The sequence below is a fragment of the Devosia sp. P1_H9 genome, from assembly GCF_056405135.1.
In genome coordinates, this window is record NZ_JBFUCQ010000013.1 from 29,268 (window position 1) to 43,392 (window position 14,125).

The following is a 14,125-nucleotide window of genomic DNA, read 5'->3' on the forward strand; positions in this document are numbered from 1 at the left end:
CCTCAATCATCGGGCGAAGGCGAGCGGCTTATCCTTGGAGGGCTGTGAAGAAGTCTGGCTCAGGCGGCCTGGGGGCGGCGGTGACCGGAGACTTCCGCGCCGGCGTTTCGGTGCAGCGTCAGCAATTGCAGCGAGCAGGCGATGATGATCAGGCCCATCAACAGGTAAGCGATCTGGAAATCGATCACCCCCAGAGCGGGGGCGCCGCGCCACATCTGACTGAGGTTGAGGCAGCCAGCGGCGACGGCCACGCCGAACACCATCGACAGCTGCTGCGACATGCTGGAGATCGTCGTGGCCGAGCTGCGCTGGGCGGCGTCGACATCGGCAAAGGCCAGGGTGGCGAGGGCGGTGAACTGCATGGAGCGGGTCGCTCCGGCGATGAACAGGACCGCGGCGGTGATCGGGTAGGCGGTATCGGGACCGAGCAGGCCGCAGGCGGCGACCGAGATGCCGGCGAGGACGCCGTTGACGGTGAGGATGGTGCGGAAGCCGAAGCGGCGCAGCGTCGGCGTGGTGACCGCCTTGATGGCGAGGTTGCCGAAGAAATAGATCACCACCAGGGCGCCGGAACTCAGCGCGTCCATGCCATAGGCGACCTGGAACATCAGCGGCAGCATGAACGGGGTAGCGTTGATCGCGGTGCGCATGATGGCGCCGGCCTTGGCGTCGGTGGCGGCGAAGGTGTTGATGCGCAGGGTTCGGAGGTCGATCAGCGGGTGATCTACCCGCAGCAGCCAGAGGACCGCCGCGGCGCCCACCGCGAGGCCGAACGCGATCAGCAGCGTGGCGATCCAGGCGGGCAGCCCGCCCTGCGCCAGTGCGTCGAAGCCGTAGAGCAGGCAGCCCAGCGTGATGCCGGTCAGCATGAAGCCGGGGGCGTCGAAGGGGCGATCGGCGAACTCGGTGTCCTTGGGGACGATGGCCAGTACGAGCGCCATGCCGATGAGGCCGAGTGGGATGTTGATCCAGAAATTCCACTGCCAGGAGATGTATTCGGTGATGAAGCCGCCCAGTGCCGGCCCGAGCACGGGGGCAAACAGGGCCGGCCAGATGGTGAGGCCGATGGCGGCGACGATCTCGGACTTCTGCGCGGTGCGCAGCACGATGATGCGGCCCACCGGGAACAGTACAGAGCTGCTGGCGCCCTGCAGCGCACGGGCGAAGGCGAACTGGCCGAGATCCTGCGCGAGGCCGCAGGCGATGGAGGTAAGCGTGAACAGGGCGATCGCCACAACGAAGACGCGGCGGGCGCCGAAGCGATCGGAGAGCCACGCCGCGGCGGGAATGCAGACGGCCACCGCCAGCATGTAGATGGTGACGCCGAGGCTCATCTCGAGCGTGCCGACGCCGAAATCCCGCGCCATGCGGGGCAGGGCGGTGACGATGATCACGCCGTCGAGGAACTGCATGAACAGCGTGGCGGCAACCACGAGGGCGACGTTGCGGGCGTGTGGGGTGAGGCGCGTGGACATGATGAGGATGCGAATGACTAGTATGGTACCAGTACAGGCAAAGCGGGGCGGCGCATATCAGGCAATGGGATGACGCCGATGATTTCGCGCGAGTGTGTCCAGCGCGCTTGCAAAGGAGTGCGGGGCGCCGAAGCGCCTCGCTAGCCTTTCACTGCCCCCGCAGTCATCCCCGCCACGATCTGGCGGTTGAAGAACAGGTAGACGATCAGCGGCGGGATGGTGATCAGCAGGATGTTCATGAACAAGAGGTGAAGCGAGGTGTTGAACTGCCCCTGGAAGTTGAACAGCGTCAGCTGCACCGTGACGTTCTGCTTGCCCGGCAGGTAGTAGAGCGGGTTGGTAAAGTCGTTGAAGATGGCGACCGACTGCACGACGATCACCGTCACCACCACCGGCTTTAGCAGGGGAAGCACGACCTGGAAGAATAGCCGCAGCGGTCCGGCGCCATCGATGATCGCCGCTTCGTCGAGCTCGCGCGGTATGGTTGCGACGAAGGCGCGGAACAGCAGGATCGTGAAGCTCAGTCCGTAGGCGACTTCGATCAGGATCATGCCGTGCATGGTCTTGAACAAGCCGAACGACTGCAGCACCCAGATCGTCGGCACCACCGCCGGCGGGATGATCAGCCCGGCAAGCACCAGGAAGTTGACGATCGCGGTCCAGCGGGACGGCCGACGCTGCAGCACGAAGCCGACCATGGCGCCGAGCACCACCAGCAGCGTCACGCTGGCGACGGTGAGGATGATCGAATTGATGAACGCGGTGACCAGCATGTAATCCTGCGTCCGCAGCACCTCCATCAGGTTGTCCCAGAAGTGCCAGCTGGTCGGCCAATCGAACGAGCGGGTCGCCGCCTGCCGCCGGTCCTTGACCGCGGTGAGGATGATGAAGGCGAACGGCACGAGGAAGACGACGATCGACGCCGCAATCGCGATGCCGCCGAGAATGTAGCGTTGGGCGTGCCTCACCGGTCGGTCTCCTGGCGATTGAGCAGCATCGAAAGTGGCACGATGATCAGGGCCACCATCGCAAACAGCACGACGTTGCCAGCGGTCGAGAGACCGTAGAAGCCGGCCTGGTACTGCTTGTAGATCACCGACGCGATGACGTCGGAGGTGAAGCCGGGGCCGCCCTTGGTCATGGCCCAGATCATGTCGAATGAGCGGAGGCCGCCGATGAAGCTGAGGATGATCACTGTGGCCGTGGCCGGGTGGACCAGCGGTAGGGTGACGGTCCAGAAGCGCTGCCATGCCGTGGCGCCGTCGATCCTCGCGGCCTCATAGTACTCGAGCGGGATCGAGACGATGCCGGCGATGTAGATCACGGTGGCGAGGCCAACACCCTTCCACACGTCGACGAGCGCGACGGAATAGAGCGCGAAGCGCGGGTCGGTGAGCCAACCCGGCCCCTTGATGCCGATGGCGGCGAGGGACTCGTTGAGCAGGCCCTGGGTGGGATGCATCATCGCGGTGAAGGTGATGCCGACACCGACTGTCGATACTAGCACCGGGAAGAAGATAACGGCGCGCAGATATCCTCGCCCGAAGATATCGGAGGTGAGCAGCAGCGCCAGCAGCAGCCCGAGCACGACCTTCAGGCCCGAGGTGACGACGCCGTAGATCAGCGTGTTGATGAGGCCCTGGAACAGGAAGGGCTCGCGGAAGAACTGGGCGAAGTTCTCGAGGCCGATGAAGTCGGCCTTCTGCAGCGTCCAGCGCGTCAAGCTGAAGAATAGCGACGCGAAGGTCGGGAGCATGAACAGCACGGCGAAGATGATGGCCGCGGGCAGGTAGAACCAGCTCGGATAGAGCCCGGCGGTGCGCGACTTGCGGCGCGGATTTGTGATGGGCACTGAGCCTTCTGCGACCGCAACTGCCATACCCGTCATCCTCCTCGACGAATTGGCGCCCGACCCTTTCGGCCGGGCGCCGATTTTCACACGCAGATCGCGCGATTACCAGCCGGGCAGGCCGAGCTGCTGGGCCTGCTTCTTGACGTCTTCGTCATAGAGCGCGGCGCCATCGGCGGCCGGACGAATGCCGGAACCGACTTCGACCGTGATCTGCTCGAGCGCCGGCCCCTTGATGGGCGAGAGGAACTCGAGGGCAGGGGCCGAATGGCCGCCTTCCTGGAAGTAGGGCAGCAGGTCGGCGACGACCGGCGGCACGTCGGACGGCAGGGTGCAGTCCTTCACCAGGTACGGGCCGGTAGCGCCTGCCGACTGGGTCTGGATATCGCAGCCTTCGACGCTGGCGACGAAGGCGACGAATTCCTTGGCTTCGGCTTCGTGCTTGGTCGTCTTGGGGATGTAGAGGCCGGCCGGCATCCAGGTGGTGAGGCCGTTATTGGCGGCGTCGTCGCCCGGGATGGCGAAGAAGCCGACGTCGTTGACGTTCTCGGGCGCCAGTTCCTTGATGTTGGCGACTGCGAACGACAGCATCGGGTAATGTGCGCCTTCGCCGGTCGCGACCTTGGTCACGCCGTCCTCGAAGGTTGCCGCGGCGAAGTCCTCGTTGAGCAAGCCGGCCTTGAACACTTCTTCCTGCCGCTCGAAGCCCTTCATCGCTGCCGGCGTCGACGCGTACTTGGCCTTGCCGGCGGTATAGTCGGTGGCAAAGTTCGGATCGGCGGCGAGCACGTTGTAGAAGTCGCCGAGCACGAACAGCTGGCTGGTCCAGGTGGCACCGAACGTCTGGATCACCGCGGTCTTGCCGGCCGCCTTGATCTTCTCGTTGTTGGCCATGAACTCGGCCCACGACTTCGGCGGGGTCAGCCCGAGTTCCTTGTAGATCGGGATGTTGTAGAGGATGCCACCGCCCATGGCGGTGCCGATCGGCGCGCCGTAGACTTTGCCGTCAGTACCGGTGACGACGGTCTTGAAGCTGTCGATGACATTGGCCTGGAACGGCTCGGCGGTCAGGTCGACGAGGTTCTGCGTCGGGTTGATCGCCTGGAACAGCGAACCCGAATTGTAGAGGAACACGTCGGCCATCTCGCCGGTGGCGAGGCGGGTCTTGATCAGGTTGTCGCCATCGGCGCCGCCCGGGCGGCTTTCGGTTTCGATGTCGATGTTCGGGTGCTTGGCTTCGAAGGCCGCAGCCAGGGCCTCGGACATGGCGACCGTCGAGGGCGCATTGTCGAACAGGAAGGTCAGCTTGACCTTGTCCTGGGCCATGGCGGTGCCAGCCAGGATCGCGAGAGCGCCGGTGGTGGCCAGCGCCGCACGCGTCAGTTTGCGCATCAGCATTGATAGTTCCTCCCTTGCGGCCGCCACGGGTCCTCCGGCGGCCTGTTGCAGTTTCCTTGTCCGTCCGGCTCCTCTTGCCGTCAGGGCTTGCTGATCCGGAACGTCACCTTGTGCTTTCCGGGCGCCAGCAGGCTGCGCGCTTTTCCATCCGTGCCACGCTCGCTGACGGCGATGCCGTCGACGCTGGCGTCGGTGTAGCCGGCGGCGAGGACGAGCGTGCCGCTCGCGCCCTCGGGCACCGTGATGTTGTAGGTCACCTTGTCGCCATCGACCTTCCAGCCTGCCTCGATGCGACCGGCGGCGGAGTCATGGTTGGCCGCAACCGGCGAAAGGGCCGGGACGATCGTGGGCTCGAAGAAGATGTGCTTGAAGCCGGGCAAAGCCGGGTCGGGGCGGAAGCCCGCAACGCCCTCGAGCAGCCACTGGCAGACGGCGCCATAGGCGTAGTGGTTGTAGCTGTTCATCTGCGGATCGAACGCCACGCCGTCCTCGTTGAGGGCGTTCCAGCGTTCCCAGATCGTGGTGGCGCCCATCTTCACCTGGAACAGCCAGCCGGGCAGGCCCTCCTGGAGGAAGACCGAGGCCGCGAGATCGGCTTCGCCGATCTTAACCAGGGCTGGCAGCAGTGCCGGTGTGCCGATGAAGCCAGTGCCGATCCGCCCCTGGGAGCGGGCGACGGTTTCCTTGAAGTAGCCCTTGGCGGCGGCGTAGTGCTCGGCCGGGATCAGGTCCCAGAGAAAGCCCAGCGCGTAGGAGGTCTGGTCGTTGTAGCCGATACGGCCGGCGGCGGTCATGAACTCGCGCTGGAAGGCCTTCTTCACCTCTGCGGCGCGCTCATTGAGCCGCTTGGCCTGCGCCTGATCGCCGATAGCCTCGGCGGCTTTGGCGGTGAGGTGCGACGAGATGTAGAGGTAGATCGTGGCGGCGGCGTCGTCGCCGATGGTGGGGTAGGGCTTAGCAAAATCGCCCTGCGGCTGCAGCCAGTCACCGAAAGTGAAACCGCGTCCGCCCCAGCCCGATGGCGGGCGGACGATCGGGCCGTCGCTGATCGACCAGACGAAGTCGTTCCACTTGATCATGGCCGGCAGCGCTTCCTCGAGGATGCCGCGATCGCCGTAGTGGGTGTAGAGCGTCCACGGGATGACGCATATCGCATCGCCCCAGCCGGTCGAGCCGTAAAAGCCCGGGATCTCGTCCTCATGGTTGCGCGTCGGGTCGGGCACCACGTGGGGGATGGCGCCATCGGGCCGCTGGTCGGCAATGAGGTCGCGCACATACTTGGTCAGCATGCCGTGGCTCTCATGCAGATAGCAGGCGGTGGGCGCGAAAACCTGCGCGTCGCCGGTCCAGCCCAGCCGCTCGTCGCGCTGCGGGCAGTCGGTCGGCACCTCGATGAAGTTGGACCGCTGCGACCACACCGTGTTCTCGACCAGCCGGTTGACCAGCGCATTGGCCGAGCTGAAGTTCGCCGTGCGGGTGACCGCCGAGCTGATCGGGATCATCTCGATCCTGGTGATCGTCGCCTTGCCCTCGATGGCGACGCGCGCAAAGCGGAAGCCGAAGAAGGTAAAGGTGGGACGGTAGCTTTCCGGCGCGCCGCCCTTGAGCACGTATTCGACGCGGGCTTCGGCCGACCGCATGCTCTCGCGGTCGAAATTGCCGAGGTGGTTGACGATCTCGGCGTGCTCGATGGCGACTTTGGCGCCGGCTTCGCCCTCGACGGTGAAGGCGACATAGCCGCCGGCGTTCTGGCCGAAATCGTAGACCGTGCGGCCCTCTGCATCGGCGAAGGACTTGACCACGGGCAGGGCGGGTAGTTCGTGCACGCCGCCGGTTTCGGCCGGCAGCAGCGTCGACTTGTCGAAGCCGCCGAGCACGGTGGCGCCACCGCTCACCGGCGCGTTCTCGGCGCGGGCGTCATAGTTCTCGCCGTAGTAGATGCCGGATTTCTGCACCGGCGCGAGGCCGCTCTGCCAGGTGGCGTCGGTGCCGACGATGAGCTCGCCATTGGCGCCGCGCAGCTCGGCAATGGCGCCGATCTTGTCGCCCCAGGTGTTCAGGATCTGGTTGCGCGGCCACATCATCCGCGAGCGGTACCAGCCGTCGCCCAGCCAGATGTCGATGGTGTTGTCGCCGTCCCTGAGCAGGGCGCTGACGTCGTAGGTCTGGAAGCTAAGGCGGTCCCAATAGCTGGTCCAGCCGGGCGTCAGCAGATCCTCGCCGACGCGCTTGCCGTTGATGAACGCACGATAGAGGCCGAGAGCACTGATCCGTAGTGTCCCGGCCCCACCGCGGGAGGAGAGGTTGAAGGTCTTGCGGAGGAAGGACGACTGCGTGCCGACGCCCTGATCGACGCTGGGGTGGATCATTTCAGCGACCCAGGCGCCATGGCCGGATACGGCTTCACCTGCCCGGATGAGCATCGTCTCGTTCACTTTTGCATCCTCCAAGGGACCTGTTGCGGTCCGTCCGGCGCCTTTGGCTGCCGATCAACGTGTGACGTTCTACGTATACCGTTCTACACGATCAGTTCAAGCAGGATTCGCGCATGAACCGCCAAATTGGCGCATGAACCGCCAAATGCCCTCAACAACCGCCAAAATCGCTCACGTTGTGTTGTGGAAAGCGGGTTGCTAGAAGGAGGGCGGTTCGGGGGGAACTGTGGCGCCAATCACCAAGACCGGCCGGGTTACCATCAAGACGGTTGCTGCCGACGCAGGGGTGTCGGTGGCGGCGGTCTCGAAGGTGCTGCGCGATGCCTATGGCGTCAGCGACGCGCTTCGCGCCAAGGTTCAGGCCTCTATGGAGAAGCTGAACTACCGGCCGCATGCCGGGGCGCGGGCGATGCGCGGGCGCACCTACACGCTTGGCGTGCTGCTGCCGGATATGCGCAACCCGTTCTTCGCCGACATCCTCGCCGGGGTGAACGACGCGCTCGAGCGCACGCAGTATCAGACCATGCTGGGTGTGAGCCGATCGGCTGAGCCGATCGAGATGTCGCTCATCGACTCGATGATCGACCGGCAGATGGACGGGCTGATCATGATCGGACCGCGCATGCCGCCTGAGACGGCCGAGTCTGTTTCTGCACGGATCCCCACCGCGATCGTCGGCTATCACGTCCCGCAGATCGCCACGCTGGATACTGCCAACAACGACGACATCGCCGGCGCTGGTCTCGTGGTGCGCCATCTCGCCGCCAACGGCTATCGCCGCATCACTATGGTGACACTCGCAGTCCCCGCCAAGAACGTGGTGGTGACCGTGCAGCGCGAGCGCGGCTATCGCGAGGCGATGAAGGAGTGCGGGCTGAGCCAGTACATCAACATCGTGCCGGCCGACCAGTCGGCGCGCGAGACGCAGACGGCAGTCCGGCATCTGCTGGAGGCCCGGCACCGGCCCGAGGCGCTGTTCTGCTGGACCGACATGGTGGCGCTGCATGCGCTCAGCGTCGCCAAGGATCTTGGTCTGTCGGTGCCGGGCGATCTCGCCATCGTTGGCTACGACAACACGATCTACTGCGACCTCGCGCAGAACAGCCTGACCAGCGTCGATCAATCCGGCCAGGTGCTGGGCCTCCAGGCAGCCCGGTTGTTGATCGAGCGGATCGATGGCCGGCTGCAGGGCGAGCACTTCGTCGTAACGCCGCGGCTGGTCGTTCGCGGAAGTTCGCGTCCCCGCCCTTCGTAGTGCTTTCCGCCGAGCCGATTTTCACCCACCATCGCAATTCAACCCAATCAAGATTGTCGCCATGCCCTTTTTCGACCTGCCGCAAGCCCAGCTCGACAGCTACCGCTCTAGCGCCGTCGCTCCCGCCGATTTCGACAGCTTTTGGGCGACAACGCTCGCCGAGTCACGCGCCAAGCCGCTCGAAGCGGTGTTCGAGGCCGTCGACACGGGCCTGAGGCTGTTCGACGTGTTCGACGTGACCTTTTCCGGCTTCGGCGGCGACAAGGTGCGCGGTTGGTACATCAAGCCGGCGGGCGTTGCGCCGCGCGGCACGGTTGTGAAGTTCATCGGTTATGGCGGCGGTCGCGGTTTGCCGCAGGAGCATCTGCTGTGGCCGGCGACGGGTCGCGCCGTGCTGGTGATGGATACGCGCGGGCAGGGGAGCAGCTGGTCGCGCGGCGATACGCCGGATCCGGCCGGCTCGTTCCCGGCGCATCCCGGTTTCATGACCCGCGGTCTCAATGACCCGAAGGATTACTACTACCGCCGCGTCTACACCGACGGTGTGCGGGCGGTGGAGGCGGCGTTGGGCCGAGCTGAAACCGATCCCACCAAGCTCGCGGTGGTCGGCGGCAGCCAGGGCGGCGGTATTTCGATCGCCGTGGCCGGGCTCGAGTCGCGGGTGAAGGCGGCGATGCCGGACGTGCCGTTCCTCTGCGATTTTCCGCGTGCGGTGGGGCTCACGAGCCGCGACCCCTATGGCGAGATCGTGCGCTTCCTCGCGACGCATCGCGAGAAGGCGGCGGCGGCCTATAAGACTATCAACTACTTCGATGGCGTGCATTTCTCGGCGCGCTCCAAGGCAGCGGCGCTGTTCTCGGTGGCATTGATGGACGACGTCTGCCCGCCCTCGACCGTCTACGGCGCCTACAATGCCTGGGCCGGCCCCAAGACCATCGAGAGCTACACGTTCAACAACCACGAGGGTGGCGGCACCTGGCAGGAGCGGCGGCAGGTCGCCTGGCTCGACGAGACCCTGCCGTGACCGCACTGACGCTCGACTACGCCGACCGCGACGGGGTTGCTGCCCGTCGTCGGTGGGCGGTGTCTCGCGTTCTGATCTACGTCGTGCTGACGCTGTTCGCGCTCGTCTACGCGGTGCCTGCGCTGCTGGTGTTCTTCAACTCGTTCCGCGACGGGGAGGAGGTCTTTCGCAACGGCGTCATCGCCGTGCCGGAGAGCTTCTCGTTCGACAACTACCTGCGGGCCTGGAACGACGCCTGCGTCAGTGGCATGTGCCGGGGGCTGGGGCCGAACTTTCTCAACTCGCTGATCATCACCGTGCCGGCGACGATCGCCACGGCGATCATCGGGGCGCTCAACGGCTATGTGCTGAGCAAGTGGAAGTTTCCGGGCTCGGAGTTCGTCTTCGTGATGATCTTCCTCGGTATATTTCTGCCCAGCCAGATCGAGCTGCTGCCCTGGGCCTGGATCATCGGCCAGCTCGGGCTGCAGAACAACGTGCTCGGCTTGCTGCTGATCCACACCGTGATGGGCATCTCGTTCGCGACGTTGTTCTTCCGCAACTTCTACGCGGGGGTGCCGACAGAGATCGTAAAGGCGGCGCAGGTCGATGGCGCCGGGTTCTGGCGCATCTTCATCCGCGTGATGTTGCCGCTGTCGGGCCCGATCATCGCGGTGACGGTGATCTGGCAGTTTACCTCGATCTGGAACGAATACCTCTACGGCATGGTGTTCACCTCGGGCGACCAGCAGCCGATCACCGTGGCGATCATGGGCGTGCGCGCCGGCGGCTCCGCGGCGACGGTGATGATGGCGATCGTGCCGCCGCTGCTGGTGTATCTGATCGGCGGCAAGTATTTTGTGCGCGGACTCACCCAAGGGGCTCTGAAGTAGGCATGACGGCGAAGAACTACGTGATCGACGAGATGATTTCGGCCAAGGCGATCGCGGCGCGGGTGGAGGCACTCGCCAAGGAAATCTCGGAGTTTTACGCGGGCACCGAGAAGCTGGTGGTGGTGGGGCTGCTGCGCGGCTCTTTCGTGTTCATCGCCGACCTGGTGCGCGAGCTCGACCTGCCGGTGGAGGTCGATTTCCTCGAGGTGTCGAGCTACGGCAATTCCACCGAATCCAGCCGCGAAGTCCGGATCCTCAAGGACCTGCGCGGCGAGATCGAGGGGCGCGACGTGCTGCTGGTCGAGGACATCGTCGACACCGGCTACACGCTGAAGCACGTGCTCGAAATTCTCGGCACGCGCCACCCCAAGCGCATCGAGGTCTGCGCGCTGCTCGACAAGCCGTCGCGGCGCGAGACCAGCGTGAAGGCGCGCTGGATCGGCTTCGAGATCCCCGACAAGTTCGTCGTCGGTTACGGGATCGACTACGCCCAGCGCAACCGCAACCTGCCCCACATCGGGGCGGTGCGTTTCACCGCCTGACCGGGCCGACGCGCAATCATCTGCTGACGCGGCCTGTCCGATTGGCCGAGGACCGCTCCGGATCGTCCCCGGACCGGTAGAAATGGGTGCCCTACCGGCACCGGTAGCGCTCTCCATTGCTGGCGCGGCAATAACGAGGCCGCAGCCCAGCTGACAGGTGGTCATCGGGCAGTTGATGGTTGTGCCGGTGTGTGCCTGCACAACGCTGATGGACGGGTCACTGGTGACCGCATCGACCATTTTGACTGTCGGGATTGCGAGAGCATTGCGCGGCTACTATCGAGATCGAAGGCGAGACAGGCGTTTGCCTTCTTAACTGCGCGGAGACTCTGCTAGTATCGGTGCGGGGCTCTCGGAGGTTCCGGGAGCTTTTCCGCAACCAGTGGAGAAGCACGATGGCCGAGACGCAGTCTTCCGTACCTTCCGATCTTCCTCCCGGCCTGCGCCGCATGCTCGGCGACAGCTGGTGGCTGCTCCTGCTGCGCGGCATCGCCGCGATCGCCTTCGGCGTGCTGGCGATCTTCTGGCCCGCCATCACGCTGATCTCGCTCACCCTGCTATGGGGTGCCTACACCCTGGTCGACGGCGTCTTTGCGCTGTGGGCGGCGATCTCGGGCCGGACGATCGGTGGGATGGGCGCGCGCTGGTGGCTCGCCATCAGCGGGGTGGTGAGCGTTCTCGCCGGCCTCGCGGCGTTCTTCTGGCCGGGCATGACGACATTCGTGCTGCTGTTGTTCATCGGCATCTGGGCAGTGATCATCGGCGTGTTGACGATCTGGGGCGCCATCCAGGCGCGCAAGGAGATCGAGGGCGAGTGGGTGCTGGGGCTGTTCGGCCTGCTCACTATCGTCTTTGGCCTGCTGCTGCTGTTCCAGCCAGGCGCCGGCGCGCTGTCGCTGATCTGGATGATCGCCGGCTATTCGATCTTCGGCGGCGTGCTGCTGATCATGCTGGCGTTCCGGGCGCGGACGTTCAAGCAGGCGGCCTAGCGCCGACTGCCCGTCGCTAGAACCGTCCCATCATGCTGGCACGGATCGATGCCGCCACAAGGCCGGTGGTGTCGATCCCATAGTCGGCCAGCGCCCGCAGCGACCAATCCGGCCCGGCCAGCGTCACGCCACCGGTGAGCCCGGCAAAGGTGTTGTCGATCGCAAGCGCAGAGCCCGTGCCGCCCAGGCCGGCGCGGACGCCGATGGTCGGGGTCAGGTCGAGCTCGTCGCTGAATGCAAAGGTTCGCGCCAGCGTGAGGCCGCCGCCGAGTTCCAGCGTCGACGTCGAGAAGCCGTCGACGTTCACGACGTCTCCCGATGGGTTGGTCACGGTGTAATCGCCGACGTCCTCGTTGGCGAAGTACAGCCTGGCGCTGGGCCGGATTGTGAACGCGTCGGCGCTCCACTCGCCCTCGACCTCCACCTTGGTGATGAAGCGGTCAGTCTCGAAAGTGCCGGTGAAGGTCTGGCCGAAGAGAGTGGCGTTCGCGTCGTTCCACGAGTGGCCGAAGAATACGCTGGCATCGAGGGTGACGTTATCGAGGATCTCCAGCGACACATAGGGGCCGATAAGGGCGCCGGTGCCGGTGATGCCGCCGATGTCGGTCACGTCGCGCATGTTGTCGAGATAGAGCGCGACGCCGGCGAGGAACCGATCGTTCACCAGGTAGTCGGCGCCCGCGCCCACCACACTGAGCCTGCCGTCGGCATCGTCCCGCGTGTGGAAAGTGAGCGAGCCGTCGATCCAGAAGCTGAACGGAGCGGCGGTGTCCTCGGCCAGCAGGGCCGCGCCGGGACCGAGGTCCCAGGCGTCGCCGGTACGGGCAGAGAAGTTGAGCACGGCATCGCCGTTTGCCTCGGATAGCGAGACGTTGGGGCCGCCACCTCGGCGATCGCCGAGGCTGGGGGTGTCAATGGCGTTGCCGATGAGCTTCTGCCGGGTTTCGACGAAGCCGCGCGTCATCTCCTCGAAGGCTTGGGACACGGTGTCGGTGACCGCCGTCGTCGCAGAGCTTGAGTTGTTCGTCGTGTTGATATCGCGGTCGCTGCTGGCGATGCTTGCGACGTTGGTGATCGAGCCGTCCAGCACGGCCGTTGCGCCGATAGTGAAGGTTGCGGGGGTCGCAGGCGCGAATTCGCTGCGGCTGCAGGTAATGGTGCCGCCGCTGTCGACCGCCGGGGTGGCGCAGCTCCAGCCTGAGGGAAAGGCGATGCTCATGAACCTCAGGCCGGCGGGCAGCGCGTCTGTCATCACGGTATTGGTGGCAAAGCTCGGACCGGAGTTGTTCACCGTGACGGTATAGCTGAGCACTTCGAACCGCTCGGCGCTGGCGGGGCCGGTCTTGCTGATGCTGAGATCGGCTTCGCCCTCGACGGTCGTACCGACGGTCGAGCTGTCGTTCTCGCTGTTGATGTCATTGCTGGTCGTGCTGACCGAGGCGAAGTTCTGGATGAACGTGCCTTCCGGTGTGCCGTCCGGCACATGCGTCGTCAGCGTGAAGGCGGCGGAGCTGGCAGAAGGGTTCGTGGCGGAACAGCTGACAGTGCCGTTGCTGCCCACGGCCGGCGTCGAGCAGTTCCAATCGGATGGGGCCGCGAGCGATACAAAGGTCAGTGGGGCTGGCAGGGCGTCGGTCAGAGTGATCGTCGCGGGGCTGCCGCTGGCGGTGACGGTCAAGGTGTAGACGAGGTCGGTATCGTCCGTGACGTTCCCTGCCGCCAGCTTCTGTACGCCGACATCGACCCAGGGTGCCGGAATCTGTGCCGTCGCGGTGTAGCTGTTGTTCTCTTCGCTGGGATCGTCGGGGGATGAAACGGTCGCGATGTTGGTGAAGAACGCCCCGGGCGGAGTACCCGCGTCGATATGGGCGGTGATCGTGAAGACCTGGGACCCTGCCGCCACCGACAGCGGGTTGATCTTGCAGACGACGGTTCCATTAGTGCCAACGGCGGGCAGGGGATCAAATGCGGTGTTGCAGTCCCAACCAGACGGCGCGGCGACCGCTTGGAACGTCGTGCCCGGCGGCAACGGATCTGACATCACCACGTTCGAGGCGTCGTCGGCGCCAGGGTTACCCGCGTCCCCCACGTTAGTGACGGTGATGGTGTAGGTGATGTCGGTGTCGGCCGCTGGAGTCTCGTTACTCACGGTGTTGGTGAGCATCAAGTCGGGATAGGGCTGCGCCTGTGCAGCACCCACCGCCATCGCCGACACCAGCGCGAGGATGCAAATCCTCAGCGCTGCGAACCCAATCGCAGACCACCACGCACGCATAGACGATAGCC

At 65.2% G+C, this 14,125-nt stretch carries 11 protein-coding genes; 5 read left to right on the forward strand and 6 right to left on the reverse strand.

Going from position 1 to position 14,125, the window contains the following annotated elements; translation table 11 throughout:
• Positions 1-59 precede the first annotated feature (59 nt).
• From AC1DYL_RS20035 to AC1DYL_RS20055, 5 genes are all read right to left on the reverse strand, one after another.
• On the reverse strand, positions 60-1,475 hold the full coding sequence (locus AC1DYL_RS20035) for an MFS transporter (RefSeq protein WP_477174522.1): 1,416 nt from the start codon (positions 1,473-1,475) through the stop codon (positions 60-62).
• Between the two features lie 140 nt (positions 1,476-1,615).
• Complete coding sequence (locus AC1DYL_RS20040; protein ID WP_477158580.1) at positions 1,616-2,443, reverse strand: carbohydrate ABC transporter permease; 828 nt, start codon at positions 2,441-2,443, stop codon at positions 1,616-1,618.
• Positions 2,440-3,321, reverse strand: a complete 882-nt coding sequence (locus AC1DYL_RS20045) for a carbohydrate ABC transporter permease (protein WP_477174581.1) — start codon at positions 3,319-3,321, stop codon at positions 2,440-2,442. Before AC1DYL_RS20045 ends, AC1DYL_RS20040 begins: the two co-directional genes overlap by 4 nt.
• 108 nt (positions 3,322-3,429) lie before the next feature.
• A complete protein-coding gene (locus tag AC1DYL_RS20050; RefSeq protein ID WP_477158633.1) occupies positions 3,430-4,716 on the reverse strand; it encodes an ABC transporter substrate-binding protein in 1,287 nt (428 codons plus the stop codon).
• 86 nt (positions 4,717-4,802) lie between these two features.
• The gene (locus tag AC1DYL_RS20055; protein ID WP_477174582.1) at positions 4,803-7,145 is read right to left on the reverse strand and encodes a family 78 glycoside hydrolase catalytic domain; all 2,343 of its coding nucleotides are present in this window, start codon (positions 7,143-7,145) and stop codon (positions 4,803-4,805) included.
• Between the two features lie 238 nt (positions 7,146-7,383).
• On the opposite strand from AC1DYL_RS20055, the gene AC1DYL_RS20060 reads away from it, so the two are divergent.
• The 5 genes from AC1DYL_RS20060 to AC1DYL_RS20080 all read left to right on the forward strand — a co-directional run bounded on the left by AC1DYL_RS20060 (position 7,384) and on the right by AC1DYL_RS20080 (position 11,839).
• The gene (locus AC1DYL_RS20060) at positions 7,384-8,412 is read left to right on the forward strand and encodes a LacI family DNA-binding transcriptional regulator (protein WP_477174523.1); all 1,029 of its coding nucleotides are present in this window, start codon (positions 7,384-7,386) and stop codon (positions 8,410-8,412) included.
• Positions 8,413-8,473: 61 nt separating this feature from the next.
• The gene (locus AC1DYL_RS20065) at positions 8,474-9,436 is read left to right on the forward strand and encodes an acetylxylan esterase (RefSeq protein WP_477174524.1); all 963 of its coding nucleotides are present in this window, start codon (positions 8,474-8,476) and stop codon (positions 9,434-9,436) included.
• Positions 9,433-10,308, forward strand: a complete 876-nt coding sequence (locus tag AC1DYL_RS20070) for a carbohydrate ABC transporter permease (protein WP_477174525.1) — start codon at positions 9,433-9,435, stop codon at positions 10,306-10,308. The genes AC1DYL_RS20065 and AC1DYL_RS20070 overlap by 4 nt, the downstream gene beginning before the upstream one ends.
• A gap of 2 nt (positions 10,309-10,310) precedes the next feature.
• Positions 10,311-10,850, forward strand: a complete 540-nt coding sequence (hpt, locus tag AC1DYL_RS20075) for a hypoxanthine phosphoribosyltransferase (RefSeq protein ID WP_477149710.1) — start codon at positions 10,311-10,313, stop codon at positions 10,848-10,850.
• Positions 10,851-11,245: 395 nt separating this feature from the next.
• Entirely contained in the window at positions 11,246-11,839 is a 594-nt protein-coding gene (locus AC1DYL_RS20080; protein ID WP_477174526.1) for an HdeD family acid-resistance protein, read from the forward strand.
• Between the two features lie 16 nt (positions 11,840-11,855).
• Here the strand turns inward: AC1DYL_RS20080 and AC1DYL_RS20085 are convergent, their stop codons facing one another.
• Positions 11,856-14,114 (reverse strand): hypothetical protein, encoded by a 2,259-nt coding sequence (locus AC1DYL_RS20085; protein ID WP_477174527.1) that lies wholly within the window; start codon positions 14,112-14,114, stop codon positions 11,856-11,858.
• Between the last annotated feature and the right edge of the window lie 11 nt (positions 14,115-14,125).

What these genes read in the sequence shown, in the direction of transcription:
- AC1DYL_RS20035 (WP_477174522.1), bottom strand. Translation starts at nt 1,475, where the DNA reads ATGTCCACGCGCCTCACCCCACACGCCCGCAACGTCGCCCTCGTGGTT.
- AC1DYL_RS20050 (WP_477158633.1), bottom strand. Translation starts at nt 4,716, where the DNA reads ATGCGCAAACTGACGCGTGCGGCGCTGGCCACCACCGGCGCTCTCGCG.
- AC1DYL_RS20055 (WP_477174582.1), bottom strand. Translation starts at nt 7,145, where the DNA reads ATGCTCATCCGGGCAGGTGAAGCCGTATCCGGCCATGGCGCCTGGGTC.
- AC1DYL_RS20065 (WP_477174524.1), top strand. Translation starts at nt 8,474, where the DNA reads ATGCCCTTTTTCGACCTGCCGCAAGCCCAGCTCGACAGCTACCGCTCT.
- hpt (WP_477149710.1), top strand. Translation starts at nt 10,311, where the DNA reads ATGACGGCGAAGAACTACGTGATCGACGAGATGATTTCGGCCAAGGCG.
- AC1DYL_RS20080 (WP_477174526.1), top strand. Translation starts at nt 11,246, where the DNA reads ATGGCCGAGACGCAGTCTTCCGTACCTTCCGATCTTCCTCCCGGCCTG.
- AC1DYL_RS20085 (WP_477174527.1), bottom strand. Translation starts at nt 14,114, where the DNA reads ATGCGTGCGTGGTGGTCTGCGATTGGGTTCGCAGCGCTGAGGATTTGC.